Consider the following 26,397-nt stretch of genomic DNA (forward strand, 5'->3'; position numbering starts at 1 on the left):
CCCCGGGTGCAACCCGGGGTTTTTCATCTTTCGGTCCGCGACCCGGACTTCGTCCGGGCTACGGCCGCGTGATTACGCCGCCAGCGCCGCGTACGTCGTCGCCTCGAACTCGAAGAACAGCGGCAGCGACTTGATGTCGCCGAACGGCAGGATCTGCGACAGGTACACGCCGCCGACGCCGCTGGTCGGGTCGATCCAGTAGTACGAGTTCGCCAGGCCCGCCCACATCAGGCTGCCGCCCTTGCGACCCGTCGGCAGCGGCTTGGAGTTGATCATGAACGCCAGGCTCCAGAAGTGCGGGTTGTCCGGCGGCAGCGGAAAGTGGTTCGACAGCGACAGGTCGGCGGACACGATCGACGGCACTTCCATGCCCTCGGGGAACTGGTTCTTCGACATCGCTTCCACGGTCTCGGCCTTGAGTACGCGGCCCTTCTCGCCCTGCCCCTTGTTCAGGATCATGCGCACGAACTTGAGGTAATCGCCGCAGGTGCCGTACAGCGCGTGCCCGCCCATGTCGACTTCCGCGTCCTGCGGAATCTCGAGATCGAGCGGCGCGAGTCCGCCGTCGGGCAGGCGGGCGTGGATCACGGCCAGCCGGCTGCGCATGTCAGCGCTGATCTTCATCGACGTGCTGGTCATGCCCAGCGGCTTCATGACGTGCTCGAGCAGATAGTCGTTGAGCTTCTGGCCGCTCGCCTTCTCGACCAGCAGACCGGCCCAGTCGATGTTGACGCCGTATTCCCAGCGCTCACCCGGATCGAACATCAGCGGCATCGTCAGCGAGGCGTAGGCGCTGCTCGTGAAGCCCGGTGCGCCGGTGGCGGCCTGCCACTTCTGCAGGTTCTCGTTGAAGAACTGGTACGAGAAGCCGGCCGTGTGCGTGAGCAGATGCTTGAGCGTGACCGCGCGCTTGGGCGCACGCAGCTTGGGCTTGCCGTCGGCGTCGAAGCCTTCGAGCACCTGGATCTTGCCCAGATCCGGCAGCCACTTCGAGGCCGGGCTGTCGAGATCCAGCTTGCCCTGCTCGACCAGCTGCAGCGCGGCCGTCGACGTCAGCGCCTTGGTCATCGACGCGATCAGGACGACCGAGTCCTTGGTCATCTTCAGATCGGTGCCGATCTTGCGAACGCCGAACGCACCTTCGTACAGCGTGCCCTCGCGATTGGTGACGCCCGCGACGACGCCCGGCACACCGCCGGGCTGGACACCACGCTGAAGGACGGCGTCGAGTGATTGCTGAAGCGACATGGGATCTCCTCGTGTCTTGTAGGGATTGAACGATGAAGCAAGTGGCCTAGCGTGCCTGCAAACGGGCCGGGCTTGAAGACCGGGCTTGCACCCTGCCCGATCGGACCACAGCGGCCGTAAGCATGCGAGCGCGCGAGCGTTCCGGCACCTAGCCATGTGGGCAGGTCGACCGCTCCGGTGCCCGTGCTACGGGTCCTGCCGTTCTACATCAACGGCTAACGCAACGGAGCTGCGACTGAAGCAGCGACGGCAAAGGAAAAAGAAAGGCGCAAAGGGTTTTCTATTGATCCTCTGCGCCTTTCTTTGCTGTTCTCTGCGCCTTTGCGTTGGCCTTCTTATTTTGTAGCCCGGGTGAAACCCGGGGTTCCCCTCGAATAACGGAGCGCAACCCCGGACTTCGTCCGGGCTACGGCGGTCCCTCATTCCAGCCGCATCGGCTCCGGCTGATCCGGCAAGGCGAGCGTCTGTCGGGGCGTCGCCCGATGCCCCAGGAACATCGGCCGGTTCGCGTGGTTGAACAGCAGCGGCATCACTTCGTGGGCCTGCACGACGCCGAACCAGCCCTGACGCGCGGGGCGCTCGCCGAATTCGACGACCTCGTCCGCGCGCACGGTCGGGCCGACCAGCAGCAGCGGCGTCGGGTCGCCGGTGTGCAGCACGCCATGGACCGACGGGGTCGCGTGATCCCCGGTGACCATGACGATGGCCTGGTCGGCCAGCGCTTCGAGCCCGGCGAGGCCAGGATCCAGCGCTTCCAGCGCATCGCGCTTCGCGAAAGGGTTCTTCGTGTGCCCGGCCTCGTCGGTGACCTTGGTGTGCACGTGGACGAACTGCGCGCCGTCGCGGATCAGTTCCTCTGCGACGCGGATGCGCTCCGCCAGGTCGGCCGCGTAGTCCGCCTTCGGGGCGAGATGCCGCTGCCGCATGCCGAGCAGTCCTGCCAGGCCGCGATACATCCGCGAATCGGTGACCGCGGCCCCGGCGACACCCGTCTGCTCGACGAAATCCGGAATCCGCTCGCGCGCGCCCGACCACTTCGTGCTGAGCACGTCGAGCGCCGGCCGGCCGGCTTCCACGCGCCTGCGGTTCACCGGGCTTTCCATCAGCCGGCAGCGCACGGCGAGCAGCACGCGATTCATGTCGTCGGCGAGGTCCTGCGTCGTCGCGCCGATCGCACGCACCTTCAGCCAGGGATGCAGGTGCTCGAAGAACGGGTCCGAATCGGTGACACCGCCCTTCGCATGCGCGCCGAACTGCATCAGCGCCTCGCCACGCCCCATCGGGTCGAGCCGCACGCCGTACTGCTCGCGCAGGAACGGTGTGAGTTCCGCGAGCAGCGCATCGGCATCCGGCATGTCGTCGCGCGCGGCGCGGCCGGTGATCCAGACACGTCCGTCGGCGACCTCCGAGGTACGCAGCGAGGCGAACGTCGTCGCGACACCGAACGGCACGTCGATTCCGGCGCCGATCGCCTCCAGCACCGCGCGCCCCGGAAACGGCACGTCGCTGAATCCGAACATCGCCCAGTGCGCCAGTTCGGATGACGGCGCGCGCCCCCAGCCCATCGGGATATGCCAGCCGGATGCGCCACGTCGCGTCAGCCGGTCCAGCACCGGGGTCTTGGCCGCCTCGGAGGGCGTGCGGTGATCCAGTTCGGGAATGGGCCGGTCGCCGAGACCGTCCAGCAGCACCAGCACGATCGGCAGCCGGTCGTCGTCGAGCCGCGGCTGGTCTTCGCCGTAGCGGATCGGCTTGTTCGTCATCCGCGTTCTCCGATGGGACGGTCCGCCAGCAGCTCGGCGAGCAGCGCAACCGTCGCCCGCGGCACCAGCGGATGCCAGCGCGCATCGCCCGGCTGCATGCCGGCACGGATGTCGCTGGCGGAGATCCGGTTCGACGGATCGCCGTCGATCACCGTGACCTCGTAGCCGGCGTCGGCGAACCAGCCCGCCTTCTGCCGTTCCCAATCGCTGAACGTGCGCACGAAATGTCGCGCCGTCGTCGGTACGTACTGCGGCCACAGGTCGCGCCGCGTCAGATCGAACGGAACGATCGTGATGCGCTCCGACCCGCCGCGCTCGTGGACGGCTGCCTCGATCAGGCGCACGCGTTCGAAATAGGTGAACGGATTGGCCGACGCCGTGTGGCGATGCGCCGACGTGGGTTCCTGGTGACGCGCACCGGTGTCCGGATTCGTCACGGCGACGATCACGTGACGGCACTGCGCGAGCGCGATGCCGAAGAGTTCGAGGTGTTGCTCATGCACCGGCTGGAAGCGGCCGGTCACGCATCCGAGCGCGATCACGCTGGCCTCCGCGATTCGACGACGCGCACGCAACCGGCCTGCCCGTCGTCCACGAATTCTCCGACGATGGCGGCCATCGAATCGCCGCCTTCACGAATCCGCTCGACCAGCGCATCAGCCTGCTGCGACGGCACCGCAAGCAACAACCCGCCCGAGGTCTGCGCATCCGCGAGCAGCAACTGCCCTGCGAGATCCAGCGATCCGGGATCGAACCAGCCCTGCTCCCGCGCATTCTCCAAGGTGCGACGCGAACCGGTCGGCGCGCAGCCCTGCGCGATCAGGTCCATCACGCCGGGCAGGGCCGGCACATCTTCCATCCAGATGCGCGCGCCAAGGCCAGCCGCCCGGCCCATCTCGTGGAGATGTCCGATCAACCCGTATCCCGTGACGTCGGTTGCGCCGAGCAGTCCCGCCTCGCTCGCAACGCGCGCCGCGCTCGCGTTGAGCCGCGTCATGTTCGCCAGCGCCCGCGAGATCATGTCCCCGCCCGCCTGCCCGCGCCTGATCGCGGTGCCCACGATCCCCACGCCCAGCGCCTTGGTCAGCACCAGCCGGTCACCCGCCCTGCCACCGCCCTTGCGCAGGATGCGTTGCGGATGAACCTCGCCGATCACCACCAGCCCGAACTTTGGCACCGCGTCGACGATGCTGTGACCGCCGACCATCAGCGCACCCGCTTCTGCGACGACGGCTCCGCCGCCACGCAGCACGTCGGCCAGCATGTCCTGCGACAGCTCGGCCGGCCACGCGAGCAAGTTCAGCGCCAGCAGCGGCCGTCCGCCCATCGCGTAGACATCCGACAAGGCGTTGGCCGCAGCCACGCGTCCCCAATCGAACGGAGAATCGACGACGGGCGTCTGGAAATCGCAGGTCACGATCCACGCGCGCGTGGCGTCGACGGCGTACACCGCGGCATCGTCCGGCGCATCGAGTCCCACCAGCAGATCGGCGTCCAGCTTCGGCAGGCCGGCGGCGCGCACCGTCTGCAGGACATTGCCAAGCATCGACTGCGGCATCTTGCAGGCGCAGCCGCCGCCGGCGGCGTACTGCGTCAGGCGGCGCGCCGTCGCGTTCACGGCGCCGGCTGCGGCTTCGTCTTGTTCCGCTGCAACACGCCGCGCGCGATCGCGTTGAACTGGATCTCGGTCGTGCCGGCCGGGATGCGCAGGTTGCGTGCGATGCGGAACAGCTTTTCTTCCGGCGATCCGAGCCGCAGCCCCGAGGCGCCGTGCACCTGGATCGCGTTGTCGCAGACGCGGTAGAAGGCCTGGTCGTTGATGACCTTGATCAGGCTGATCAGGCGATGCGCTTCATTGTCGAGCGGAATCTTGAAACAGCCGATCTGGTCGAGCCGCGTCTGCGCCACCAGTGAAGTGGCGCGCGCCTGGTAGACGTCCATGTCCATGTTCGCGATCAGGTGCTGCACGGCCTGGTAATCCGCGATGGTCTTGCCGCCGGCCTTGCGCGAGTGCGCGCGCTGCACGGCGCGTTCGACCAGCCATTCGCCCCAGCCCGCGCACATGCCGCCACGGCAGACGCGCCGCCAGTTGATGAACGACATGCCGAGCGCGAAGCCGTCTCCGACCTCGCCGACGAGGTTCTCGGCCGGCACACGAACGTCTTTGAACTCGAGCTCGCCGGTGAGGCCGTCGTCGATCATCGTCGGGATGTCGATGCCGCGACTGAAGCCCGGCGTCTTCGCGTCGACGATAAACATCGACAGCGAGCGCGAGCCGGCGCCCGGCTCGGTCACGGCGGTGACGTGGATGAAGTCGGCGAAGTGCGGATTGGTGATCCAGGCCTTGCGACCGTTGATGATCCAGTCGCTGCCGTCGCGCTTGGCGTACGTGTTCATGGCGAGCACGTCGCTGCCGACGCCCGGCTCGGTGTTGGCGAAGGCCGTCGTGATCTGGCCCTTCATCAGCGGCGTCAGGTAGCGCTCGCGCAGCGATGCCGACATGTACGGGCTGGCCGGGTTCGGGCCCTCGGTCCAGGCCAATGCCGCCAGGCCCAGTCCCAGCCCGGACTGGCGATACACGTATTCCTCGACGTGATGCATCTCCACGCGGCTGAAGCCGCCGCCGCCGAATTCCTCTGCGATGTGCGGCGCGTACAGACCGAGCTCGCCGGATCGTCGCTGCACCTTGCGCCGCGCCTCCCAGACCGTCGGATGCATGCGCCCGGCCGCGTCGAGATGCGGCTGCCAGGGCGTTCCCACCTTCTCGTCGGCCAGCGCCTTTTCGAGCGGAGCGACGTCCTCGTCGAGGAAGCGGCGGAAGCGCGCGGTGTAGGCGCGTACGCGCTCGCTGGGTTCGAAGCTCGCGGCGGCGTCGGTCATGCGGTTCTCCTCTGTCACTTTCTATTTCGGGGTTTTCTGCGTCACGGCGCGCAGGAACGTGTTGAGCACGAGTTCCGGTTCTTCCCGGACGGATTTGATGCGGCCCGTGCGCGTCATCAGCAGCAGGCCGAACAGCGAGGTGGCGTAGGCCACGGCCTGGTGATGCGCCTTCTTCGGCGTCGAGAGGCCATCGGACACCAGGCATTCGCCGATGTGGATCATCACGCGGTCGAGCAATGCATTCAGTTCGTGGTCCAGGTCGCGCGTCAGTCCGGCCGGCCGTGCGCCGCCGTGAAGATAGAAACCGAGATCGAAGTCGGCGGGGCGCTGCGTGTAGAAATCCCACAGTCCGCGCAGCGCGGCGACGGCGCGCTGGCCGGTCTTGGATCCGGTGGTCGCGACCATCGCCTCGTACAGCGCGTCGAGCGAGTCGCGCAGGATCTCCGCGTACAGCTCTTCCTTGGTTTTGAAGTACGCGTAGATCAGGCCGGTGGAATATCCGGCCGCCAGTGCGATCTCGCGCATCGACGCCGCCTCGATGCCGTGGTCCGCGAAGATCTGCTTCGCGGCGTCCTGGATCAGCCGCCGCTTGAACTCGCGCACGGCCGTGCGCCGGGAGTCACGCGGCTCGATCGGGACGGTTTCGGAGGGCACGTCGGTTCCGGATTTATAACAGTGTTCACTTTTGGCCAGGGGGATTATTTCTGTACGAGGCCAGCGGGCAAAGTGGGGTGCGCCCCATGCGATGACCGGCGTCATGGCGCCCCCGTAGCCCGGACGAAGTCCGGGTGGCTCGGCCTCTCGTCCAGCCCGTCGGAATCGCCTCGACCGCCGTCACCTAGGCCTGAGAAAGAAGAAAGGCCATCGCAACTCCGTTGCGTTAGCCGTTGCTTCGACCTGTCCAGAAGATCGGAAGCACTCTCTGGGCGAGGGGAACCCCGGACTTCGTCCGGGCTACGGGGCTACGGGGGTTCGCGATGCGTCCCGTATCATGGCCACGCCGAACCGACGACGACCCGCGGCACTCTCACCCGCTTCGTGCCGCAACCCGACCGACCCGTCTTGGATACGCAGCGTCACCTCCCTTCGACCACGAGATCCCGAGATCCCGCCTGCGGAATCGCCAACCCGCTTGCCCACGGCCTCGCCGGCCTGGGCCTGCTGCTGAGCGCCTGCGTCAGCGGCGTCGTGCCGCAGAAACCCGACCTCGCGATGCCGCCGGCTTACGACGTGGCGGCGCAGCAGGCGTTGCCCCCGGCCGAACTCGACCGCTGGTGGCTGCTGTATGAGGACACCCAGCTCACCTCGCTGATCGAGCGCGCGCAGGCGCAGGGCCTGGATGCCCGCAACGCGCTGGCCAAGCTCGAGGAAGCCCAGGCCGTGCGGGCCTCGGCATTGCCGATGTTCAACCCGGATCGCAACCTCGAGGCCAGCGCCGAAGTGCGCAAGACCGAGGAACTCGACGACGCGGACGACGGCACCGTCGTCCCGGCCGGCGGCAGCACGACGGTGATCGGCGCCAGCCGGACGCGCACGGCCAGCCTGACGTTTCCGGTGAGCTGGGAGCTGGATCTGTTCGGCCGGCGCGCCGCCGTACGCCGCCAGTCCGATGCGGATCTCGCAGCCGCCCGCTTCGAGTTCGAGGGCGCGCGCGCCACCTTGGTGGCCGATGTCGCGCGCAGCCTGTTCCAGGCACGCGGCCTGGCCGTGCAGCTCGAGGATGCCCGCGCCAACGCGCGCATCCAGCGCGAGCTGGTGGACCTGCTGACGCGCCGGGTCGAACGCGGCCTCGCCGCAGCCTCGGAGGTCGATCGCATCGGCGCCGACCTGTCGCAGGCCGAGGCGCAGGCGCTCGATCTGGAGAGCCAGCTCAAGGCCGCGCGCCGTTCGCTGCTGGTGCTGCTCGGCGACGGCCTGGCGCCGGTGTCCGACCTCGACGTCAGCGCCGACATCGGCACCGTTCCCGCCATCCCGAACATGCTGCCCGGCGATCTGCTCGCGCGACGGCCCGACGTGCGCCAGGCCGACGCGCGGCTGCGTGCCGCGGCCGGCAACGTGCAGCTTGCAGAAAAAGCGTTCTTCCCCCGGCTGGCGCTGGTGCCCTCGGTGGGCCTGCAGGCGCAGCGCGGCGCCTTCGATTCGACCACCCGGTTCTGGTCCATCGGCGTCGACCTGTCGATGCCCATCCTCGACCGTCCGCGCCTCACGGCGCTGCTGAACGCCGAAAGCGCTCGCGGCCAGCAGTCGGTGGTCGCCTACGAGCGCAGCGTGCAGACGGCGTTCTCGGAAGCCGACCAGGCGCTGACGCGGCTCGAAGCCGATCGCCAGCGTGTGCAGATGCTGGCCGACGGCGAGGCGCGCGGACGGCGCGCCTATGATGCGGCGCTGCGCCGCTTCCAGCTCGGCTTCTCGGATCTGCAGGTCGTGCTCGACTCCGAACGGGTCTGGCGCACGACGCGCACCGCACTCACCGGTGCGCGCATCGATGCGCTGCTGCGCTCGGTGCAGGTCTTCCAGGCGCTCGGCGGCGGATGGCCCGCCTCCCAGACCCCTTTGCCGGACTCCCGATAAATCATGGTCGAAGACCCCGCGCCCTCGATGCACCGCAACCGGGCCAGCCCGTATGTCGTCGCGTTGCTGCTAGTGCCGGTGCTGCTGGCCGCCAACGGCTGCAAGAAGAAGGAAGGCCCGCCCGCCGCCGTGGAAGAGATCGCCCGCGCGGTCACGGTGGCCCAGGTCGAGCTGCGTGCGATCCGCGGCAACGCCGAGGCCGTGGGGCTGCTCGTGCCGCGCGAGGAAGCGGCGGTGAGTTCGGAACTGTCGGGCTATCGCGTCGCCGAGGTGCTGGTCGAAGAAGGCGCGATCGTTCGCGAAGGACAGGTTCTCGCCCGCCTCGACGACACGCTGCTGCGCCCGCGCATCGAGCAGGCGCGCGCCAGCGCCGAGCAGGCGCGCGCCGAGGCGCAGCGCGTGAACGGGCTCGACGGCACCGGCATCCTGTCCGACGAGGACATCGCGCAGCGACGCAGCCAGGCGCGCATCGCCGACGCGCAGTTGAGCGACCTGACGACGCAGGCCGGGCAGATGACCTTGCGCGCGCCCGTCGCTGGCGTCGTGCTGGAGCGCAACGTGCGTCCCGGCTCGGTGGCCAGCGCCGGCGGCGACCCGATGTTCCGCATCGCGCGCGATCGCCTGATCGAGCTCGACGCCGAGATTTCCGAAGCCTCGCTGGCCGGCATCTCGGTGGGTTCGAAGGCCCGCGTCAGCCTGCCCGCGGGCCTCGCGTTCGACGGCGAGGTGCGGCTGATCAGCCCGCGCATCGATCCGCAGACCAAGCTGGGCCGGGTGCGCGTGCGCCTGCCGGTCGACGAGGCGCTGCGCGCCGGCGGCTTCGCACAGGCCACGTTCGAGGCCGCTTCGCAGCCGGTGCCCAGCGTGCCGGAGAAAGCCATCCAGTTCGAAGCCAGCGGGCCGCAGCTGACCGTCATCGGCGACGACAATCGCGCCACGCGGATGCCGGTGCGCACCGGTGCGCGCGGCAGCGGATTCGTGGAGCTGCTCGAAGGGCCGCCGGTCGGCGCGCGCGTCGCCCTGGGCGGCGGCGCCTTCCTGCTCGATGGCGACCTCGTCGACCCCGGAATGGTGAAACCGCTGCCGCCGGCCGCCGCGCCATCGCCGACGCCGTCTCCGTAACGCGAAGCCGGACGCCCTCTTCATGCAGCTTCGCATCTCCGCTTGGTCCATCCAGAACCCGATCCCGGTCGTGGTGCTGTTCATCGCGCTGATGGTGGCGGGTGTCGCGGGTTATCGATCGCTGCAGATCAAGCTGTTCCCGGACGTGTCGTTCCCGATCGTGCAGGTGATCATCACCTTGCCCGGCGCGGCGGCCAGCGAAGTGGAGACGCAGATCACGCGCGAAGTGGAGGCCGTGGTCTCGGACGTGGAGGGCGTGGATCACGTGACCTCCGTCGTCACCCTGGGTCTTTCGGTGACGACGATCGAGTTCGAGATCGGCACCGACGAGACGCAGGCCACCGACGAGGTGCGCGCCGCCGTCGACGGCGTGCGTATCAGCCTTCCGCGTGGCATCGAAGAGCCCGTCGTCAAGCGTTTCGACGTCGACTCGCAGCCCATCGTCACCTACGCCGTGTCCGCGCCCGAGATGACGGACGTGGAACTGAGCCTGTTCGTCGACGAAACCGTCTCGCGTCGCGTGATGCTGGAGGACGGCGTGGCCCAGGTCGCGCGCCTCGGCGGCGTGGACCGCGAGATCAACGTCACGCTCGATCCCTCGCGCCTCGAAGCCCTGGGGCTGACCGCACCGCAGGTCAACGACGCCCTGCGCGGCTTCAGCCTCGACGCCGGCGGCGGCACCGCGCAGATCGGCGGTCGCGACCAGACCGTGCGCGTGCTGGGCGCGGCCAAGAGCGTGGATGAACTTCGCCACACCATCATTCCCACCGGCGATGGCCGCACGGTGCGCCTGTCGGACGTGGCCAACGTCAACAGCGGCGCCGCCGAACGCGTGGGCTTCGCACTGCTCAACGGCATTCCGGTGGTGGGCTTCCAGGTCTCCAAGTCCAACGCCGCGTCCGACGTGCTGGTGGAGACCAACACGGACAAGGCCGTCGCGGACCTGTCGGTGACACATCCGCACGTGAAGTTCCAGCGCATCATCTCCACCGCCACCAACACGCGGAACAGCTTCCACGCCACGGTGGCCTCGCTGCTCGAAGGCATGCTGCTGGCCGCGGTCGTCGTGCTGGTGTTCCTGCGCGACTGGCGCGCCACGATCATCACGGCGCTGGCGATGCCGATCTCGCTGGTGCCGAGCTTCGCGGTGATGGCGGCGCTGGGCTTCAGCCTCAACCTGATCACCCTGCTGGCGCTGACCTTGGTGATCGGCATCCTGGTGGACGACGCCATCGTCGAGATCGAGAACATCCAGAAGCGCATCCAGACGGGACAATCGCCCTACGACGCGTCGATCGAAGGCGCGGACGCGATCGGCCTGGCGGTGCTGGCCACCACGATGACCATCGTCGTGGTGTTCCTGCCGGTGTCGACGATGGGCGGGCTGATCGGGCAGTTCTTCTACGAGTTCGGCCTGACGGTGGCGGTCACGGTGCTGTTCTCGCTGCTGGTGGCGCGCATGCTCACGCCGCTGATGGCCGCGTACTTCATGTCGCCCACGTCGACGCCCCACCCGCGCAAGCCCTTCACCGGCTTCTATCGCCGTGCGCTGGATTTCGCGCTCGATCATCGCTGGCTGTCGATGGCCGCGGGGCTTGGACTGTTCATCGGCTCGCTGTTCCTGGCCACGCTGATCCCGACCGGATTCACGCCGCCCACCGACAACGGCATCGTGCAGATGACCATCGAGAGCGCACCGGGCACCAGCCTGGAGGACACGCGCCACGCCACCGACCTGCTCACGCAGGCGCTGCGCAAGCGTCCGCAGGTCGACACCGTGTTCGCCACCGTCGCACCGCAAGAGAGTTCCGGCGTGGGCCGCGTCACGGTGCTGCTGCATGCGCAGCGCGACATGACGACGCAGGCGTTCCAGGAATCGATCCGGCCGCTGCTGTACGCCGTGCCCGACGTACGGCTCGGCTTCGGCCAGAGCGGTGAAGGCGGCAGCACCACGGTGCAGATCCTGCTGTCGAGCGAGGATGGCGATGCGCTGACGGCCACCGCGCTGCAACTCGAACGCGAGATGCGCAAGCTGCCCGAGCTCGCCAACGTCCACCAGGCGACGCCGCGGCCGGGTACCGATCTGGTCATCACGCTCAAGCCCGCCGAGGCTGCGCGCCTGGGCGTCACGCCGGAGGTCGTCGCGACGATCGCCCGTGTCGCCACCATCGGCGACGTCGACGCCAACACCGCGAAATTCAACACCGGCACGCAGCGCCTGGTGATCCGTGTGCGCCTGCCTGGAAAGGCGCGTGCCGATCTCAACGTGCTCGGCGCGTTGCGCGTGCCGACAACCGGCGGCGGCAGCGTGCCCCTGTCGGCCGTGGCCAATCTGTCGTTCCAGGCCGGCGCCACGCGCATCGAGCGCTTCGACCGCGAACGCCGCGCCACGATCGAGGGCGAATTGAACGGCGTGTCGCTCGGCCAGGCCACCGCGCTGATCGACAAGCTGCCGGTGCTCAAGGCGCTGCCGCCCGGCGTCACCAAGCCCGCCTTCGGACAGAGCGAGGACCAGGCCGACCTGTTCGACAGTTTCGGCAACGCGATCCTGGCCGGCATCGGCATGATCCTCGCGGTGCTGGTGCTGCTGTTCCGCAGCTTCTTCAAACCCGCGACGATCCTCGCGGCGCTTCCGCTGTCGCTGGCCGGCGCCTTCCTCGCGCTGCTGGTCGGCGGCTCCGAACTCGGCCTGCCGGCGCTGATCGGCCTGCTGATGCTGATGGGCGTCGCCGCCAAGAACTCGATCCTGCTGGTCGAATTCGCGATCGAGGCCGAACGTGCCGGCGCGACGCAGCGCGAGGCGCTGATCGAAGCCTGCCGCGAACGTGCCCGTCCCATCGTCATGACCACGTTCGCGATGGCCGCCGGCATGCTGCCGACCGCGATGGGCTTCGGCGAAGGCTCGGAGTTCCGCGTGCCGATGGCGATCGCGGTCATCGGCGGGCTGATCAGTTCGACGGTGTTGTCGCTGGTGCTGGTGCCGGTCGTCTACGAATTGATCGACGATTTCGAGGTCTGGCTGGTGCCGAAGTTGGGAAGGTTGGTGACGGCGCGTGAGTCATCCCGCACCTGACGCACGACGGGTCGATCGTGCACTTCGCAAGAAATGACGCCACGCCATTCGCGCGCAGACGCACGTCGATCCGCCCGGCTGTACATCCGGTCCGCTCAGCCGGCGTCGGTTCGTCCAGACCGCCGCTGATCTAAGCTGGCGTCCGTCGGAACAACGGCGTTCACGCTCTACGCAATGAAATTCCTGCAGGCTCTGCTGTTGCTGGCCGCTTCCTCCTGGTCCGTGCTGGCGCTCGGCGCCGAATGTCGCGAGAGCGTGTTTCCGTTGCGGCTGATGGACAAGGCGGGCGTTGCGTCCCAAGGCTTCGGCGCGGCGGTGCTGCTCGACAAGAAGCGGTGGGTGTACGCGACGCCTGCCAATGTCGTCGCCGACGCCGACCGGATCTTCGTCGTCAGCCTGGTGGAACTGCGCGTTCTGTACGTGGACCGGCAGAGCAACGTCGCGCTGCTGGTTCCGAAAGACCTCGAGACGATGAAGATCTGGAGCGGCTTTCTTCCTCACAACGTGCGCGCCGTGGAACTGGCTCCGGCGAGCCCGTCGACCGGCAATGCACAAGTCTGCATCTATCCGCTTCGATCGCTGCCCGCCGAGCCCACCCGCGTGGTGTCAGGGCTCGAGCCGGGCCCACTCGACAGCGAGGGCCTCATGCGGCTGGACCGGAGCATCCAGGTGGGTGAATCGGGTGGCGCGGTACTGGATGCCGACCATCGATTGATCGGCATGGTGGTGACCCTGCTGGGCCAGGGCGGAACGCCGGTGTATCCGAGCCTCGCCATTCCGGTCGAGAAACTGCGGCAGGCCATGATCAGCGCGTTCGAGCCTGCGCTCCGGGCGGACGTTTCGGTCCCTTCCGGCGTGCCGTCGACGCAAGTCCGCCGTTAGATCGCGCTCGCCCGAGCGTCCGGCGACGCGAGATCCGGGGCCCTTTTCGCCCCGGCCGAGAACGAGTCGAACCGCGTCTCTCCCGGATCCGAGAAGGGGCCAGGCTCGAGATATTCACGAGCAGCGGACGACGGCGCTTGCACCCCTGGACCGGAGCTCACCCGTTTCTGCCAGACTTCCGCCCTACAAACCTACCGGCCGTGGGCAGTCTTCCCAGCCTCGGAGCCAGTACCGATCGCTTTCCGCACAGACCCTTTCATGGCGCCTGCACCCAACAAGGACATCCCCAAGGTCGGCAACAGGCAGCGCATCCTCGACGCGACCATCAAGCTGATGAACGAGCAAGGTGGCGCGATTGGAACCTCGCAGATCGCCGATCACCTGGGCATCAGCCCCGGCAACCTGTACTACCACTTCCGCAATCGCGAGGAGATTCTTCGCGAGCTGTTCGACGAGCTGACGCGGGATCTCGACGACGTGTTGCGCACGGCGCCGGGTGATCCGGTTCCGGTCGAGCGGCTGGTCTCCTGCTACACCGGCGGCACCAAGGTGCTGTGGCGTTACCGCTTCTTCTTCTCGTACGCGGTGGATTTCATGACGCGCGACGACGGGCTGGCGAAGAAGTACCAGGAATTCAGCACGCGGTCGAAAGGCTACATGCGGCTGATCATCCAGGAAGCGGTCGAGACCGCTCCCGGCCTGTGCAAGCCCACCTTGCGCGAGTGCGAGCACCTCGCCGAAACCATGTGGGTGCTGTGGGTGAGCTGGCCGCGCTACTCGGAGCTCAACATGCCCGGACAGCTGATCGGCGAAGCGGACATCGGTCGCGGGCTCGAACAGATCGCGTTCGTGCTCGCGCCTTACCTGGACGCGAAGTACTACAAGAAAACCACGCAACAGCTGCATCGATTCGTTGCGAACCTGAAGCGGACGCAAGCCCGCTGATCCTCAGCGCGAAGCCGCGACGGGCTTCGCCAAACCTCCCGCTGCTCCCTTCCCCGCCACGCCTCGTGGCCAGCCTGCGTGCACGCGGCGTTCCCGTTGACAAGTTCTTTTTTAGAGTACATTCTCTATTTCATTAGAGGCTTTGCTCTATTTTTAATGAGCCATGGCCCTGCCCCACCTCGTGAATCGCTCACGAATGCAAGGAAGGAGATTCGTCATGAGCATGGATTTGAAGGATCGCTGCATCGTCGTCACCGGCGGCGCAACGGGCATCGGGCGTTCTGCCGCAACCGAACTGGCCGCACGTGGCGCGAGCCTGGCGATCTGGGACATCGACGGCGCCGCTGCCGAGGCGGTGTCGGCGACGCTTCGCGCCGCGGGCTCACCGTGCGTTGGCCTGGGCGTGGACGTGAGTTCCGCCTCGCAGGTCGCCGACGCGATGCGCTGCTCGGTGGAATTCCTCGGTCGCGTCGACGGCGCGTTCAACAACGCCGGCATCGGCGTCCCGACGCTGCCTTTCGATCAGGTCGACGAAAGCGATTTCGACCGGATCGTCGCGGTCAACCTGAAGGGCGTCTGGCTGTGCATGAAGGCGCAGGTCCGGCACATGCGCGAGATCGACGGCGGATCGATCGTCAACAACGCATCGGTCTCGGGCCTGGTCGCCCTCGCCGGCCAGGGTGCCTACACGGCGACGAAACATGGTGTCGTCGGGCTGAGCAAGACGGCCGCGGTCGAAGGCGCGGCGAGCAACATCCGCGTGAATGCGATCTGCCCCGGCGCCGTCCGCACGCCGTTGCTGCGCCACCTCGAGCAGGCCGGCATCAGCGAAGCCGCACTCGCCGCCATGTCGCCGCAGAACCGCATCGCGGATCCGCTCGAGATCGCACAGGCGGTGGCATGGCTCCTCTCGAAGCAATCCAGTTTCGTCACCGGCGTGGCGCTGCCCATCGACGGCGGCTGGTCCGCGCAGTAATCCTCAGGAGAGCGGTCATGACATCAGCAATCGATACGAGCATTCCCGTCGACACCGGCGACTGGTGCGGCGCCGATCCATTCGCACCGAACTTCAGGGACGATCCCTATCCCTCGCTGCACGCGCTGCGCGCACGGGACCCGGTCAACCTCACGCCGGTCAACACCTGGCGCATCAGCCGCTACGACGACGTCGCCACGATCTTCCGCAAGGCCAAGACGAGCCAGACGCTCGCCGACGGCACCGCGCCCAACTTCGATCCGCTGGACACGCGCGGCAGCTTCCTCGAGTTCATGCTGAACATGGACGACCCGGAGCATCAGCGCCTGCGTCGCCTGGCCATGCAATCGCTGGGGCCGAACACCGTCCGGCAGATGGAAGACGAGGTCAAGAAGACCGTCGAGCAGACGCTCGACAAGGCGCTGGCCCAGGGCGGCATGGAGATCATCCAGGACATGGCGCATCTCGTGCCGTCGCGGATGGTCTGCCAGATCATGGGCATCCCCGAGAGCGACCGGGAGCTGTTCAACGAATGGACCGGCGCAAGGACGAACGCGTTCTTCGCGCGCTTTCTTCCGCCGGACGTCCAGCAGCGGACGCGCGACGCCGGCAACGCGATGGCCGACTACTTCGAGAACCTGGTGCGCGAACGCCGCGGCAATCTCGGCAACGATCTGATCAGCGCGCTGATCCGCGCCGAGGCCGAGGGCGACAAGCTGCGCGACGGTGAACTCGTCGTGCAGGCCATCGGCATCATCGTGGCGGGTTACGAGACGACGATCGGCCTGATCGGCAACGGCACGCGCGCCTTCCTCGACCATCCCGAGCAGCTCGCACTGCTGCGCGAAGACCCGGGCCTGATCAACAACGCCATCGAAGAGTGCCTGCGCTACGACACGCCGATCCTCTTCAACTGGCGAGTGCTGCAGGAGCCGTTCGAAGTCTCCGGAAAGATCCTGCCGGCCGACGCCGTGCTGTGGATGATGCTGGGCTCGGCCAACCGCGACCCCGCCCGCTTCCCCGAACCCGATCGCTTCGACATCCGTCGTCGCGACGTCGCGCACCAGGCCTTCGGCGGCGGCGTGCACTTCTGCCTGGGCAATGCGCTGGCGCGCATGGAGGCCCGGCATGCGATCGGCCAGTTCGCGCTGCGCACCAAGGGCATCGAAATCCGGCAAGGGAAGCTCGAATGGTCGCATTCATTCTTTCGCGTGATGGCGCAGTTGCCGATCACGTTCCACTAGAAGAGGAGACGCACACGATGTCCGAACCCCAACTCGAAACGCGCTGGCTGATGACGCTGCGCGGGTCCATTCCCGCCCCCACGGTCATCACGCCGTCGCTGTGGGTCTTCAACGTGCTGGAAGCGAGCATCGACAGCCCGCGCATCAAAGCCAAGGTCATCAGCCCCAGCGGCGACTGGGTGCGCGTCCAGGACAACGGCAACTGGAAGCTCGACGTACGCCTGGTCTTCATGACCGACGACGGCGAGCCGATCTACTGCCACTACAACGGCGTGTTCCGGATGGACGAAAGCCTGGGGCCGCGCCTGGCATCCGGCGAGGTCATTCCCGGCAGCGAGATGTATTTCCGCAGCGCGCCGTACTTCGAGACCGCATCGGCGAAGTACGGCTGGCTCAACAACATCCTGGCGATCGGCAAGATCACCCGCTTCGGTGGCGGCCAGGTGGTCTACGACATCTTCGAAGTCCTCTGAGCCCTCGCCCGGCCCCGAACCGATCCGGCCCTGTACGGACGCGATGACACCATGAACCACGCACAGAAAACCGGACGCGCACCGCGCGTCGTGATCATCGGGGCCGGGATGTCCGGCATGTTGATGGCCATCAAGCTACTCGAAGCCGGCATCGAGAATTTCCGGATCTTCGACAAGGCTTCCGACCTCGGCGGAACCTGGCGCGAGAACACCTATCCGGGCATCGCCTGCGATATCGCGTCGCACTACTACACCTACAGCTTCGAGCCCAACCCGGGGTGGAGCAGCCGCCTGCCGCAGGGACAGGAGATCCAGCAGTACCTGCTGCGCGTCGCAGAGAAGTACCGGCTGCGTCGGTACATCTCCTTCAACAAGGAAGTCGTCGATGGGCGCCACGACGGCCAGCGCTGGCACCTGAAGATGCGCGACGGCGAAGCGCTCGAAGCCGATGTCGTGGTCGCCTGCTGCGGACTGCTGCATCACCCGCGATTCCCGAACATCAAGGGACGCGACGATTTCGCAGGCCCGTCGTTCCACTCGGCACGCTGGAACCACCAGGTCGATCTGGACGGCAAGCGTGTCGCGGTGATCGGCAACGGCTCCACCGGCGCGCAGATCATCGCATCGCTGGCGGTCCGGCCGCTGCAGCTCAAGGTGTTCCTGCGCACGCCGCAGTGGATCTTCCCGCTGCCCAACCGGACCTATTCGGCCGTCGAGCGCCGCGTCCTGACCTGGTTCCCGTCGCTGGCCAAACTGACGTACTACTTCTATCGCACGGCCTTCGAACGCACGTTCGCGCGCGCCGTCATCCAGCCGGGATGGCAGCGTCGCCTGCTGAGCCGGGTCTGCCGATGGAACCTGAACCGCGTCAAGGATCCCGACCTGCGTCGCAAGCTCACGCCGGATTACGCGCCGCTGTGCAAGCGCATGGTGATGTCGGTGGATTTCTACCCGGCGATCCAGCGTTCCAACGTGGATCTGGTGACCGACGACATCGATCGCATCGAGGCGCGGGGCGTCGTCACCCGTGATGGACGCCTGCACGAAGCCGACGCGCTGATCTTCGCGACCGGCTTCGATGCGCACGCCTACTTCCGCCCGCTGCAACTGACCAACGCCGGCGGCCAGACGCTGGCGAGCGCATGGTCCGAGGGGCCGGTGGCGCACCGCACGGTGAGCGTGCCGGGCTTCCCGAACTTCTTCATGACGCTGGGCCCGCAGAGCCCGATCGGCAACTTCTCGGCGATCAGCATCGCCGAGACGCAGATCGACTACATCATGAAGTGCATCCGCATGATCCGGACCGGCTCGGTGCGCACGCTGGCGCCGACGCAGGCCGCCACGCACACGTTCAACTCGCGCGTGCGCGCCGCGATGCCCGACACGATCTGGGTCAGCGGATGCACGAGCTGGTACATCGGCGAGAACGGCGTCCCTTCCGCCTGGCCATTCAGCGGCGCGCGCTTCCGTGAAGAACTGCGCGCACCGCGTCTCGAAGAATTCGAAGTCGTCGCCTGACCCTGCGCCATTCCGCCGGCGCCTCTGTCCCATCCATCACCTGAGGAAACTCCCATGTCATCCAGTGCCGTGAAGAGCCAACGCGTCGTTCTCGCCCAGCGCCCCAGCGGTGCTCCCACGCTCGAGCACTTCCGCGTCGAAGAGGCCTCGGTTCCAGCGCCGGGGCCGGGCCAGATGCGCCTGAAGACGCTCTACCTCTCGCTGGATCCGTACATGCGGCTGCGCATGAATGACGGACCTTCCTATGCGGACCCGGTCGGCATCGGCGAACCGATGTGCGGCGGCACCGTCTGCCGCGTCGAGACCTCGAACCACGCGCGTTTCAAGGAAGGGGATCTGGTGCTGGCCTTCACCGGCTGGCAGCAGTACGCGATCTCCGACGGCGTCGGCGTCAACCGGCTGGACCGCGACATGCCGCATCCCTCGTGGACACTGGGCCTGCTCGGCATGCCTGGCTTCACCGCGTACTACGGCCTGCTGAAGATCGGCGAGCCCAAGGCGGGTGAAACCGTCGTCGTCGGCGCCGCGACCGGTGGCGTTGGTGCTGTCGTCGGCCAGATCGCCAAGCTGCGCGGATGCCGTGCCGTCGGCATCGCCGGTGGCGCGAAGAAGTGCCGCCACGCCGTCGAGGAACTGGGCTTCGATGTCTGCATCGATCACCACGCGCCGGATTTCAAGGCGCAATTGAAGGCGGCGTGCCCCAAGGGCATCGACGTGTACTTCGAGAATGTCGGCGGCGCCGTGCTGGAAGCCGCGCTGCCGCTGCTGAACGTCGGCGCACGCGTGCCGCTGTGCGGCCTGATCGCCTGGTACGACGGCCAGAACATCGCGCCCGGTCCCGATCGCACGCCAGCGCTGCTGAGCACGATGCTCGTGCGCCAGATCAAGATCCAGGGCTTCGTGATCATCGACTACTACGAGCGCTACTACGCCGAGTTCCTGGCCGAGATGGGTGCGTGGCTGGCCCAGGGAAAGCTGCGCTTCACCGAACACGTGATCGAAGGCCTGGAGCACTCCCCGCAGGCCTTCATCGACCTGCTGCGTGGCGACAACTTCGGCAAGGTCGTCGTGCGCGTCTCCACCTGATCCATCGCGGGGCGGCCGTCCGCCTCCTCACCTACACACGACCATGGGCAGAATCATCTTCATCGCGCACGACGGCGAACAGCACGCCGCCGATGCGCAACCGGGCGAAAGCCTGATGCAGTGCGCGGTCAACAACCTGGTGCCGGGCATCTTCGGCGACTGTGGCGGCTGTGCGACCTGCGGGACCTGCCATGCGTACATCGACGATCGCTGGCGCGCTGCCGCCGGCGAGGTCAACGAAGACGAGCTGCTGATCCTCGACGGATCCGAACACGCCCGGCCCAACAGCCGCCTGACCTGCCAGGTGACGTTCACCGAGGAACTCGACGGCGTGATCGTGCGGCTTCCCCCCGTACAGCGCTGACGCTTCCACACGACGCCGGCCTGACCTTCCACCTTCCTTCGAAACGTGCCCATTTCCTTCCCGATGAGCCTGGCGTCATGACGAGCGCGAGCCAATCCCTGCTGCTGTCCCGTCGCGACCTGGAGTTCATGCTGTTCGAGTGGCTCGATGTCGAGGCGCTGACGCAGCTTCCGCGCTTCCGCGATCACGAGCGTGCAACCTTCGAGGCCGTGCTCGATACCTACGAGCGCATCGCCACCGAGCTATTCGCGCCGCACTACCAGAAGTCGGATCGCGAAGAGCCCTCGTTCGATGGCCACACCGCGCACGTGATTCCCGAGGTGGGCGTGGCTCTGAAAGCCGTGGCCGAATCCGGGCTGTTCGCGGCGACGCAGGATTACGCGTTCGGCGGCATGCAACTGCCCTGCGTCATGGAGAAGGCCGGCCTCGCCTACCTGCTGGCAGCCAACGTCGGAACCGCGGCCTACCCGTTCCTGAGCATCGGCAACGCCAACCTGCTGCTCGCGCACGGCAGCGCCACCCAGATCAAGACCTTCGTCGAGCCGATGCTGCGCGGGGCGTTCTTCGGAACGATGTGCCTGTCCGAACCGCAGGCCGGTTCATCGCTGGCCGATATCGCGACGCGCGCCGCGTACGAGGCAGACTCCGTCCTCGGTCCGCAGTACCGGATCTCCGGCAGCAAGATGTGGATCTCCGCCGGCGAGCACGAGCTCTCCGACAACATCGTCCATCTCGTTCTCGCGCGCATTCCCGGACCCGACGGCGCGCTGATCCCCGGCGTCAAGGGACTCTCGCTGTTCATCGTGCCGAAATTCCTGGTGCGCGACGACGGTTCCCTGGGCGAGCGCAACGACGTCGTGCTGGCAGGCCTCAATCACAAGATGGGCTGCCGCGGTACGACCAACTGCCTGCTGAACTTCGGCGAGGGCACGCGTCACCGGCCCGGCGACCGCGCCGGCGCAGTCGGCTACCTCATCGGTCGCCCGCACCTCGGCATGTCGTACATGTTCCACATGATGAACGAGGCCCGCATCGGCGTCGGGCTGGGCGCGACCGCGCTCGGCTACACCGGTTATCTGCACGCGCTCGACTACGCACGCAACCGTCCTCAGGGCCGTGCAGGCAAGGATCCCCTCGCCCCTCAACGACCCATCGTCGAGCACGCGGACGTCAGGCGCATGCTGCTGGCGCAGAAGGCCTACGCCGAGGGTGCACTGGCACTGAACCTCTACTGCGCGCGCCTGATCGACCAGATGCAGGCCGAGACCGATGAAGCCGCGCGCACCGAACTGGACGTGCTGCTGGAGATCCTGACGCCGATCGCCAAGAGCTGGCCCTCGCAGTGGTGCGTGGCGGCCAATGACCTGGCGATCCAGGTGCACGGTGGCTACGGCTACACGCGTGAATACAAGGTCGAGCAGTTCTACCGCGACAATCGTCTCAATCCGATCCACGAAGGCACGCACGGCATCCACGGCCTGGATCTGCTCGGCCGCAAGGTGGCCATGAAACAGGGCGCGGCGCTCGACGTCCTGCGCAACCGGATCCAGCGCACGATCGAGCGGGCGGCAACGACCGACGACGAAAGCCTGCGCACGTCGGCCGGTGCGCTCGGCGTGCAGCTCGTCCGCCTGCTGCTGGTGACGCGTCGCCTGTGGGAAGCGCCGGACGCGAGCGTGACGCTCGCCAACGCGAGTCTTTACCTGGAGGCCTTCGGACACGTTGTGATGGCCTGGATCTGGCTGGAACAGCTGCTCACGGCTCAGGGCAAGTCCGGCGATTTCTACGAGGGCAAACGCGCCGCGGCCCGATATTTCTTCCGCTACGAACTGCCCCGGATCGGTCCGCAGTTCGATCTGCTGACGAGTCTGGACACGACGACGCTGGACATGGCCGACGCCTGGTTCTGAGGCGTTTCGCTGCTCGTCCTGACATCCTTTTTCATCGCGCACTTTCAATGAGCATCAAACGACCCTCTCTCTTCGATCTGCGCGGCCGCACCGCGCTGATCACCGGCGGCTCGCGCGGTCTGGGCCTGCAGATGGCCGAGGCCCTGGGCACGCACGGCGCGCGCATCCTGTTGTCCGCCCGCAACGCCGACGAACTGCGGCGCGCGACTGCGCACCTGGCCGCGCTCGACATCGACGCCGACTGGATCGCCTCGGACGCCTCGCAGGAGTCCGACATCGACGACCTGGCCGATCAGGCCATCCGTCGCGCAGGCCGCGTGGACATCCTGGTCAACAACGCCGGCAGTTCCTGGGGCGCAGCGGCCGAGGACTATCCCGTCGAGGCCTGGGACAAGGTGTTCGATCTCAACATCCGCGGCCCGTTCCTGCTGACGCAGAAGATCGGCAAGCGTTCGATGATTCCCAACCGCTACGGCCGGATCGTCAACATCGCGTCGACGGCCGGACTGCAGGGCACGTCACCCGACATCCTGCAGGCGATCGCGTACAACAGCAGCAAGGGTGCGCTGATCAATTTCACGCGGGCGCTGGCCGCCGAATGGGGTGGCTACGGCATCACCGTCAACGCGCTGGCGCCGGGCTTCTTCCCGTCAAAACTGACGAACCGGCTGATCGACGCCGTCGGCGACGAGCGGATGGCCGCGCTCTCACCGCTGAATCGCCTCGGCGACGACGAGGATCTGAAGGGCGCCGCGCTGCTCTTCGCATCCGATGCATCGAAACACATCACCGGCCAGGTGCTGGCGATCGACGGCGGCGCGACGATCGTCTGAGGTCGCGCGGCGCTCAGGCCTTGAGCGCCGACTCGATCAGCGGCAGATAACGCCGGACCTGATCGCGATCGCTCTGCTTCTCCTCTTCGTCGAGGTCCGCATACGCCGTCGCGATCTGCCGCTCCCAGCGTGTGACGAACTCGGCCGGTAACCGCAGCGATCCATCGGGCAGGCGCTCGCACTTCGCGTGCAGGTGACGCTGCCAGTCGGCCCAGCGCTGATGCTCGATGGCGGCGAGCGCTTCCTCAAGTCCGCCCAGGATTCCGATCGCTCCCCCGCCTTCGTTCGTGCTCATGCCAGTTCTGGCTCCGTGATCTAAAGTCGACGGCGAGTCTTTCCGCTAGCGCGCTTCTTCCGCAATCGGCCGCGGCGCATCTTCGTCGTCGTGAGCTGCCGGCCGCGGCTTGCGCTTGAACACGCTGCGGATCGCCACGAAGAAGACCGGCACGAAGAACACCGCGAGAATCGTCGCGCTGATCATGCCGCCGATGACGCCGGTTCCGATCGCGATACGTCCGCCGGCTCCAGCGCCGGTGGCGACGGCCAGCGGCATCATGCCGAGGATGAAGGCCATCGAGGTCATCAGGATCGGCCGCAGACGCTGACGCGCGGCGTGGACGGTGGCTTCGAACAGGTCCATGCCCTGGTCGTGGTTCTCCTTGGCGAACTCGACGATCAGGATCGCGCTCTTCGCAGACAGGCCCACGGTGGCCAGCAGGCCCACCTGGAAGAACACGTCGTTGGCCAGATCCCGGAACAAGGTGGCCGTCACGGTGCCGATGATGCCCAGCGGCACGACCAGCATCACCGACACCGGGATGGCCCAGCTCTCGTAGAGCGCGGCCAGGCACAGGAACACGATGATCAGCGAGATCGCATAGAGCGCCGGCGCCTGCGAGCCCGAGCGTCGCTCTTCATAGGACAAGCCGGTCCATTCGAATCCGAAACCCTTGCTCGGCAACTTCGCGACGGCGGCTTCCATCGCGGCCATCGCCTCGCCGGTGCTGTGACCCTTGGCGGGCTCGCCGAGGAACTGCAGCGCCGACATGCCGTTGTAGCGCTCGAGCTTGGGCGATCCATTGCCCCACTTGGCCGTGGAGAACGCGGAGAACGGCACCATCTGGCCCGCCGCGTTGCGCACGTGCCAGCGATCGAGATCCTGCGGCAGCATGCGCGACTCCGCGGCGCCCTGGATGAAGACCTTCTTCACTCGCCCGCGATCGATGAACTGGTTGACGTACGACGAGCCCCAGCCGGCGCCGAGCGTCTGGCTGACGTCGGCGATCGACAGGCCCAGCGCGCTGGCCTTCTCCCAGTCGATCTCGAGCTGGTACTGCGGCTCGTCGGGCAGTCCGTTGCCGCGCAGCGCGCCGATGGCCGGGTCCTTGCCCGCGATCTCCAGCAATTGCTCGCGCGCTTCCATCAGCTTCTCGTGGCCCAGGTTCGCGCGATCCAGGAGCTCGAAGTCGAAGCCCATCGCGTTGCCCAGTTCCAGCACCGCCGGCGGCGCGAACGCCGCGACCTTGCCGGTGATGATCGTCTTGAAGTGCTCCTGTGCACGCTCGGTGATCGCGAACACGCTCTGGCCGTCGCCGTCTCGCTCTTCCCAGTCCTTGAGCTTGACGAACACCAGGCCCGAGTTCTGGCCGCGGCCGCCGAAGCTGAAGCCGTTGACGGTGAACACGCCGGTGACCGCTTCCTTCTCTTCGCGCAGGAAGTAGTCGCGGACCTCGTTCAAGGTCTGTTGCGTGACTTCGCTGGCCGTGCCCGGCGGCTGGTCCACCTGCACGAACAGGATTCCCTGGTCCTCGTCGGGCAGGAAGGCGCTGGGCACCATCGTGAACAACCCGGCCATGGCGAGCACGATCAGCGCATAGACGCCGAAGTAGCGGCCGCGACGCCGCGTCACGTGGACGACGCTTTTCTCGTAGCCGTGGTTCATGCGCTCGAAGCCGCGGTTGAACCAGGCCAGCGGGCCGCGCTTGGGCTTGTGGTGCTCGCCGGCCTTGACCGGCTTGAGCATCGTGGCGCACAGCGAAGGCGTGAACAGCATCGCCACCAGCACCGACAGCGAGATGGCCGACACCACGGTGATCGAGAACTGACGGTAGATGACGCCGGTCGATCCGCCGAAGAACGCCATCGGCAGGAACACGGCGCCGAGCACCAGCGCGATGCCGACGAGCGCGCTGGTGATCTGCTTCATCGATTTGCGCGTGGCCTCGCGCGGACTCAGGCCTTCCTCGGCCATCACGCGCTCGACGTTCTCGACGACGACGATGGCGTCGTCCACCAGCATGCCGATGGACAGCACCATGCCGAACATCGTCAGCGTGTTGATGGAGTAACCGGCCGCGGCAAGGATGCCGAAGGTGCCGAGCAACACCACCGGCACGGCGATCGTCGGAATCAGCGTGGCGCGGAAGTTCTGCAGGAAGAGGTAGATGACCAGGAACACCAGCACGGTCGCTTCGAACAGCGTCTTGATCACCTCGCGGATCGACACGCGCACGAACGGCGTCGTGTCATACGGCGACACCACTTCCAGGCCCGGCGGGAAGAACGGCGTGAGCTGGTCCATCGTCGCGTGGATGGCAGCCGCGGTATCCAGCGCGTTGGCGCCGGTGGCGAGCTTGATCGCGAGGCCCGTCGCCTGCTGGCCGTTGTATTCGGTGTTGACCGCGTAGGTCTCGCCGCCGAGCGCCACGGTGGCCACGTCGCTCAGGCGCACCTGCGAACCGTCGCCTCTGACCTTGAGCAGCACGCGCTCGAACTCCTCGACGCTCTGCAGACGTTGCGGCCCGACGATCGTGGCGTTGAGCCGCTGCCCCGCCACCGACGGCAGGCCGCCGAGTTCGCCCGATGCGATCTGGACGTTCTGCGCCTGCAGCGCCGCGGATACGTCCGATGGCGTCAGGCCGAAATTGGTGAGCTTGGCCGGATCCAGCCAGATGCGCATCGCGTACTGCGAGCCGAACAACTGCACGTCGCCGACACCCGGCGTGCGGCTGATCGGATCCTTCACGTTGGACGCCACGTAGTCGGCGATGTCGGTGCCGCTCATGCCGCCGTCGCGCGACACGAAGCCGATCACCAGCAGAAAGTTCACGGTGGCCTTGGCCACGCGCAGGCCCTGCGCCTGCACTTCGATGGGCAGCAGCGGCGTGGCGAGCTGCAGCTTGTTCTGCACCTGCACCTGCGCGATGTCGGAATCCGTGCCCTGTTCGAAGTACAGCGTGATCAGCATGCTGCCGTCCTTGTTGCTCTCGGAACGGAAGTACATGAGGCGGTCGATGCCGCTCATCTGCTGCTCGATGACCTGCGTGACGGTGTTCTGCACCGTCTCGGCCGACGCACCCGGATACGCCACTTCGATGGAGATGGCAGGCGGAGCGATGCTGGGGTACTGCGACACCGGCAAGGTCAGCACGGCCAGGCCGCCGGACAGCATCACGACGATCGCCAGCACCCAGGCGAAGATCGGCCGATCGATGAAGAAATTGACCACG

General features: G+C 67.1%; 21 protein-coding genes. 13 read left to right on the forward strand and 8 right to left on the reverse strand.

The features are described 5' to 3' along the window. Positions 1-72: 72 nt before the first annotated feature. The 6 genes from DFR24_RS07580 to DFR24_RS07605 form a co-directional block, all read right to left on the reverse strand. Entirely contained in the window at positions 73-1,248 is a 1,176-nt protein-coding gene (locus tag DFR24_RS07580; protein WP_133880677.1) for a serine hydrolase domain-containing protein, read from the reverse strand. A 419-nt stretch (positions 1,249-1,667) separates the two neighbouring features. Further along, positions 1,668-3,011: an alkaline phosphatase family protein gene (locus DFR24_RS07585; RefSeq protein ID WP_133880678.1), complete on the reverse strand. Its 1,344-nt coding sequence runs from the start codon at positions 3,009-3,011 to the stop codon at positions 1,668-1,670. Continuing rightward, positions 3,008-3,553, reverse strand: a complete 546-nt coding sequence (locus DFR24_RS07590; RefSeq protein ID WP_133880679.1) for a cytidyltransferase — start codon at positions 3,551-3,553, stop codon at positions 3,008-3,010. Before DFR24_RS07590 ends, DFR24_RS07585 begins: the two co-directional genes overlap by 4 nt. Beyond that, positions 3,550-4,629: a selenide, water dikinase SelD gene (gene selD, locus DFR24_RS07595; RefSeq protein ID WP_133880680.1), complete on the reverse strand. Its 1,080-nt coding sequence runs from the start codon at positions 4,627-4,629 to the stop codon at positions 3,550-3,552. The genes DFR24_RS07590 and selD overlap by 4 nt, the downstream gene beginning before the upstream one ends. Continuing rightward, the gene (locus DFR24_RS07600) at positions 4,626-5,891 is read right to left on the reverse strand and encodes an acyl-CoA dehydrogenase family protein (RefSeq protein WP_133880681.1); all 1,266 of its coding nucleotides are present in this window, start codon (positions 5,889-5,891) and stop codon (positions 4,626-4,628) included. Before DFR24_RS07600 ends, selD begins: the two co-directional genes overlap by 4 nt. 21 nt (positions 5,892-5,912) lie before the next feature. Further along, positions 5,913-6,545 (reverse strand): TetR/AcrR family transcriptional regulator, encoded by a 633-nt coding sequence (locus DFR24_RS07605; RefSeq protein ID WP_162851097.1) that lies wholly within the window; start codon positions 6,543-6,545, stop codon positions 5,913-5,915. Positions 6,546-6,953: 408 nt separating this feature from the next. Between DFR24_RS07605 and DFR24_RS07610 the strand changes: the two genes are divergently transcribed. The 13 genes from DFR24_RS07610 to DFR24_RS07670 all read left to right on the forward strand — a co-directional run bounded on the left by DFR24_RS07610 (position 6,954) and on the right by DFR24_RS07670 (position 22,888). Continuing rightward, positions 6,954-8,462 (forward strand): efflux transporter outer membrane subunit, encoded by a 1,509-nt coding sequence (locus DFR24_RS07610; RefSeq protein ID WP_210772617.1) that lies wholly within the window; start codon positions 6,954-6,956, stop codon positions 8,460-8,462. Positions 8,463-8,465: 3 nt separating this feature from the next. Next, the gene (locus DFR24_RS07615) at positions 8,466-9,584 is read left to right on the forward strand and encodes an efflux RND transporter periplasmic adaptor subunit (protein ID WP_210772616.1); all 1,119 of its coding nucleotides are present in this window, start codon (positions 8,466-8,468) and stop codon (positions 9,582-9,584) included. Between the two features lie 22 nt (positions 9,585-9,606). Then, positions 9,607-12,657, forward strand: a complete 3,051-nt coding sequence (locus DFR24_RS07620) for an efflux RND transporter permease subunit (protein ID WP_133880683.1) — start codon at positions 9,607-9,609, stop codon at positions 12,655-12,657. Between the two features lie 174 nt (positions 12,658-12,831). Beyond that, on the forward strand, positions 12,832-13,539 hold the full coding sequence (locus DFR24_RS07625; RefSeq protein ID WP_133880684.1) for a S1 family peptidase: 708 nt from the start codon (positions 12,832-12,834) through the stop codon (positions 13,537-13,539). A 258-nt stretch (positions 13,540-13,797) separates the two neighbouring features. Continuing rightward, positions 13,798-14,484 carry a TetR/AcrR family transcriptional regulator gene (locus tag DFR24_RS07630; RefSeq protein ID WP_133880685.1) on the forward strand — a complete coding sequence of 229 codons (687 nt, stop codon included), beginning with the start codon at positions 13,798-13,800 and terminating at the stop codon, positions 14,482-14,484. A gap of 217 nt (positions 14,485-14,701) precedes the next feature. Further along, positions 14,702-15,460 (forward strand): SDR family NAD(P)-dependent oxidoreductase, encoded by a 759-nt coding sequence (locus DFR24_RS07635; protein WP_162851098.1) that lies wholly within the window; start codon positions 14,702-14,704, stop codon positions 15,458-15,460. Positions 15,461-15,477: 17 nt separating this feature from the next. Further along, positions 15,478-16,704 carry a cytochrome P450 gene (locus tag DFR24_RS07640; protein ID WP_162851099.1) on the forward strand — a complete coding sequence of 409 codons (1,227 nt, stop codon included), beginning with the start codon at positions 15,478-15,480 and terminating at the stop codon, positions 16,702-16,704. A 17-nt stretch (positions 16,705-16,721) separates the two neighbouring features. Next, positions 16,722-17,177 (forward strand): DUF3237 domain-containing protein, encoded by a 456-nt coding sequence (locus tag DFR24_RS07645; RefSeq protein ID WP_133880688.1) that lies wholly within the window; start codon positions 16,722-16,724, stop codon positions 17,175-17,177. Positions 17,178-17,228: 51 nt separating this feature from the next. Further along, positions 17,229-18,695, forward strand: coding sequence for a flavin-containing monooxygenase (locus tag DFR24_RS07650; protein WP_133880689.1), 1,467 nt, complete (start codon positions 17,229-17,231; stop codon positions 18,693-18,695). A 54-nt stretch (positions 18,696-18,749) separates the two neighbouring features. Further along, positions 18,750-19,781 (forward strand): NADP-dependent oxidoreductase, encoded by a 1,032-nt coding sequence (locus tag DFR24_RS07655; protein WP_133880690.1) that lies wholly within the window; start codon positions 18,750-18,752, stop codon positions 19,779-19,781. Positions 19,782-19,824: 43 nt separating this feature from the next. Then, the gene (locus DFR24_RS07660) at positions 19,825-20,145 is read left to right on the forward strand and encodes a 2Fe-2S iron-sulfur cluster-binding protein (RefSeq protein ID WP_133880691.1); all 321 of its coding nucleotides are present in this window, start codon (positions 19,825-19,827) and stop codon (positions 20,143-20,145) included. Between the two features lie 77 nt (positions 20,146-20,222). After that, entirely contained in the window at positions 20,223-22,055 is a 1,833-nt protein-coding gene (locus DFR24_RS07665; RefSeq protein ID WP_133880692.1) for an acyl-CoA dehydrogenase, read from the forward strand. 47 nt (positions 22,056-22,102) lie between these two features. Next, positions 22,103-22,888, forward strand: coding sequence for an SDR family oxidoreductase (locus DFR24_RS07670; protein WP_133880693.1), 786 nt, complete (start codon positions 22,103-22,105; stop codon positions 22,886-22,888). 13 nt (positions 22,889-22,901) lie between these two features. Here DFR24_RS07670 and DFR24_RS07675 read toward each other — a convergent pair whose 3' ends face one another. Continuing rightward, entirely contained in the window at positions 22,902-23,183 is a 282-nt protein-coding gene (locus DFR24_RS07675) for a hypothetical protein (protein ID WP_133880694.1), read from the reverse strand. Between the two features lie 45 nt (positions 23,184-23,228). Continuing rightward, complete coding sequence (locus DFR24_RS07680) at positions 23,229-26,396, reverse strand: efflux RND transporter permease subunit (protein ID WP_133880695.1); 3,168 nt, start codon at positions 26,394-26,396, stop codon at positions 23,229-23,231. Between the last annotated feature and the right edge of the window lies 1 nt (position 26,397).

The sequence above is a fragment of the Panacagrimonas perspica genome (genome assembly GCF_004364935.1).
In the GTDB taxonomy this organism is placed as follows: domain Bacteria; phylum Pseudomonadota; class Gammaproteobacteria; order Nevskiales; family Nevskiaceae; genus Panacagrimonas; species Panacagrimonas perspica.

Bases quoted from the DNA above. Each gene is read 5' to 3' on its own strand.
- DFR24_RS07640 (WP_162851099.1), top strand. From the start codon at position 15,478: ATGACATCAGCAATCGATACGAGCATTCCCGTCGACACCGGCGACTGG.
- DFR24_RS07635 (WP_162851098.1), top strand. From the start codon at position 14,702: ATGAGCATGGATTTGAAGGATCGCTGCATCGTCGTCACCGGCGGCGCA.
- DFR24_RS07665 (WP_133880692.1), top strand. From the start codon at position 20,223: ATGACGAGCGCGAGCCAATCCCTGCTGCTGTCCCGTCGCGACCTGGAG.
- DFR24_RS07670 (WP_133880693.1), top strand. From the start codon at position 22,103: ATGAGCATCAAACGACCCTCTCTCTTCGATCTGCGCGGCCGCACCGCG.
- DFR24_RS07650 (WP_133880689.1), top strand. From the start codon at position 17,229: ATGAACCACGCACAGAAAACCGGACGCGCACCGCGCGTCGTGATCATC.
- DFR24_RS07600 (WP_133880681.1), bottom strand. From the start codon at position 5,891: ATGACCGACGCCGCCGCGAGCTTCGAACCCAGCGAGCGCGTACGCGCC.
- DFR24_RS07655 (WP_133880690.1), top strand. From the start codon at position 18,750: ATGTCATCCAGTGCCGTGAAGAGCCAACGCGTCGTTCTCGCCCAGCGC.
- DFR24_RS07630 (WP_133880685.1), top strand. From the start codon at position 13,798: ATGGCGCCTGCACCCAACAAGGACATCCCCAAGGTCGGCAACAGGCAG.
- DFR24_RS07645 (WP_133880688.1), top strand. From the start codon at position 16,722: ATGTCCGAACCCCAACTCGAAACGCGCTGGCTGATGACGCTGCGCGGG.
- DFR24_RS07580 (WP_133880677.1), bottom strand. From the start codon at position 1,248: ATGTCGCTTCAGCAATCACTCGACGCCGTCCTTCAGCGTGGTGTCCAG.
- DFR24_RS07625 (WP_133880684.1), top strand. From the start codon at position 12,832: ATGAAATTCCTGCAGGCTCTGCTGTTGCTGGCCGCTTCCTCCTGGTCC.
- DFR24_RS07585 (WP_133880678.1), bottom strand. From the start codon at position 3,011: ATGACGAACAAGCCGATCCGCTACGGCGAAGACCAGCCGCGGCTCGAC.
- DFR24_RS07620 (WP_133880683.1), top strand. From the start codon at position 9,607: ATGCAGCTTCGCATCTCCGCTTGGTCCATCCAGAACCCGATCCCGGTC.
- DFR24_RS07675 (WP_133880694.1), bottom strand. From the start codon at position 23,183: ATGAGCACGAACGAAGGCGGGGGAGCGATCGGAATCCTGGGCGGACTT.
- DFR24_RS07660 (WP_133880691.1), top strand. From the start codon at position 19,825: ATGGGCAGAATCATCTTCATCGCGCACGACGGCGAACAGCACGCCGCC.
- DFR24_RS07615 (WP_210772616.1), top strand. From the start codon at position 8,466: ATGGTCGAAGACCCCGCGCCCTCGATGCACCGCAACCGGGCCAGCCCG.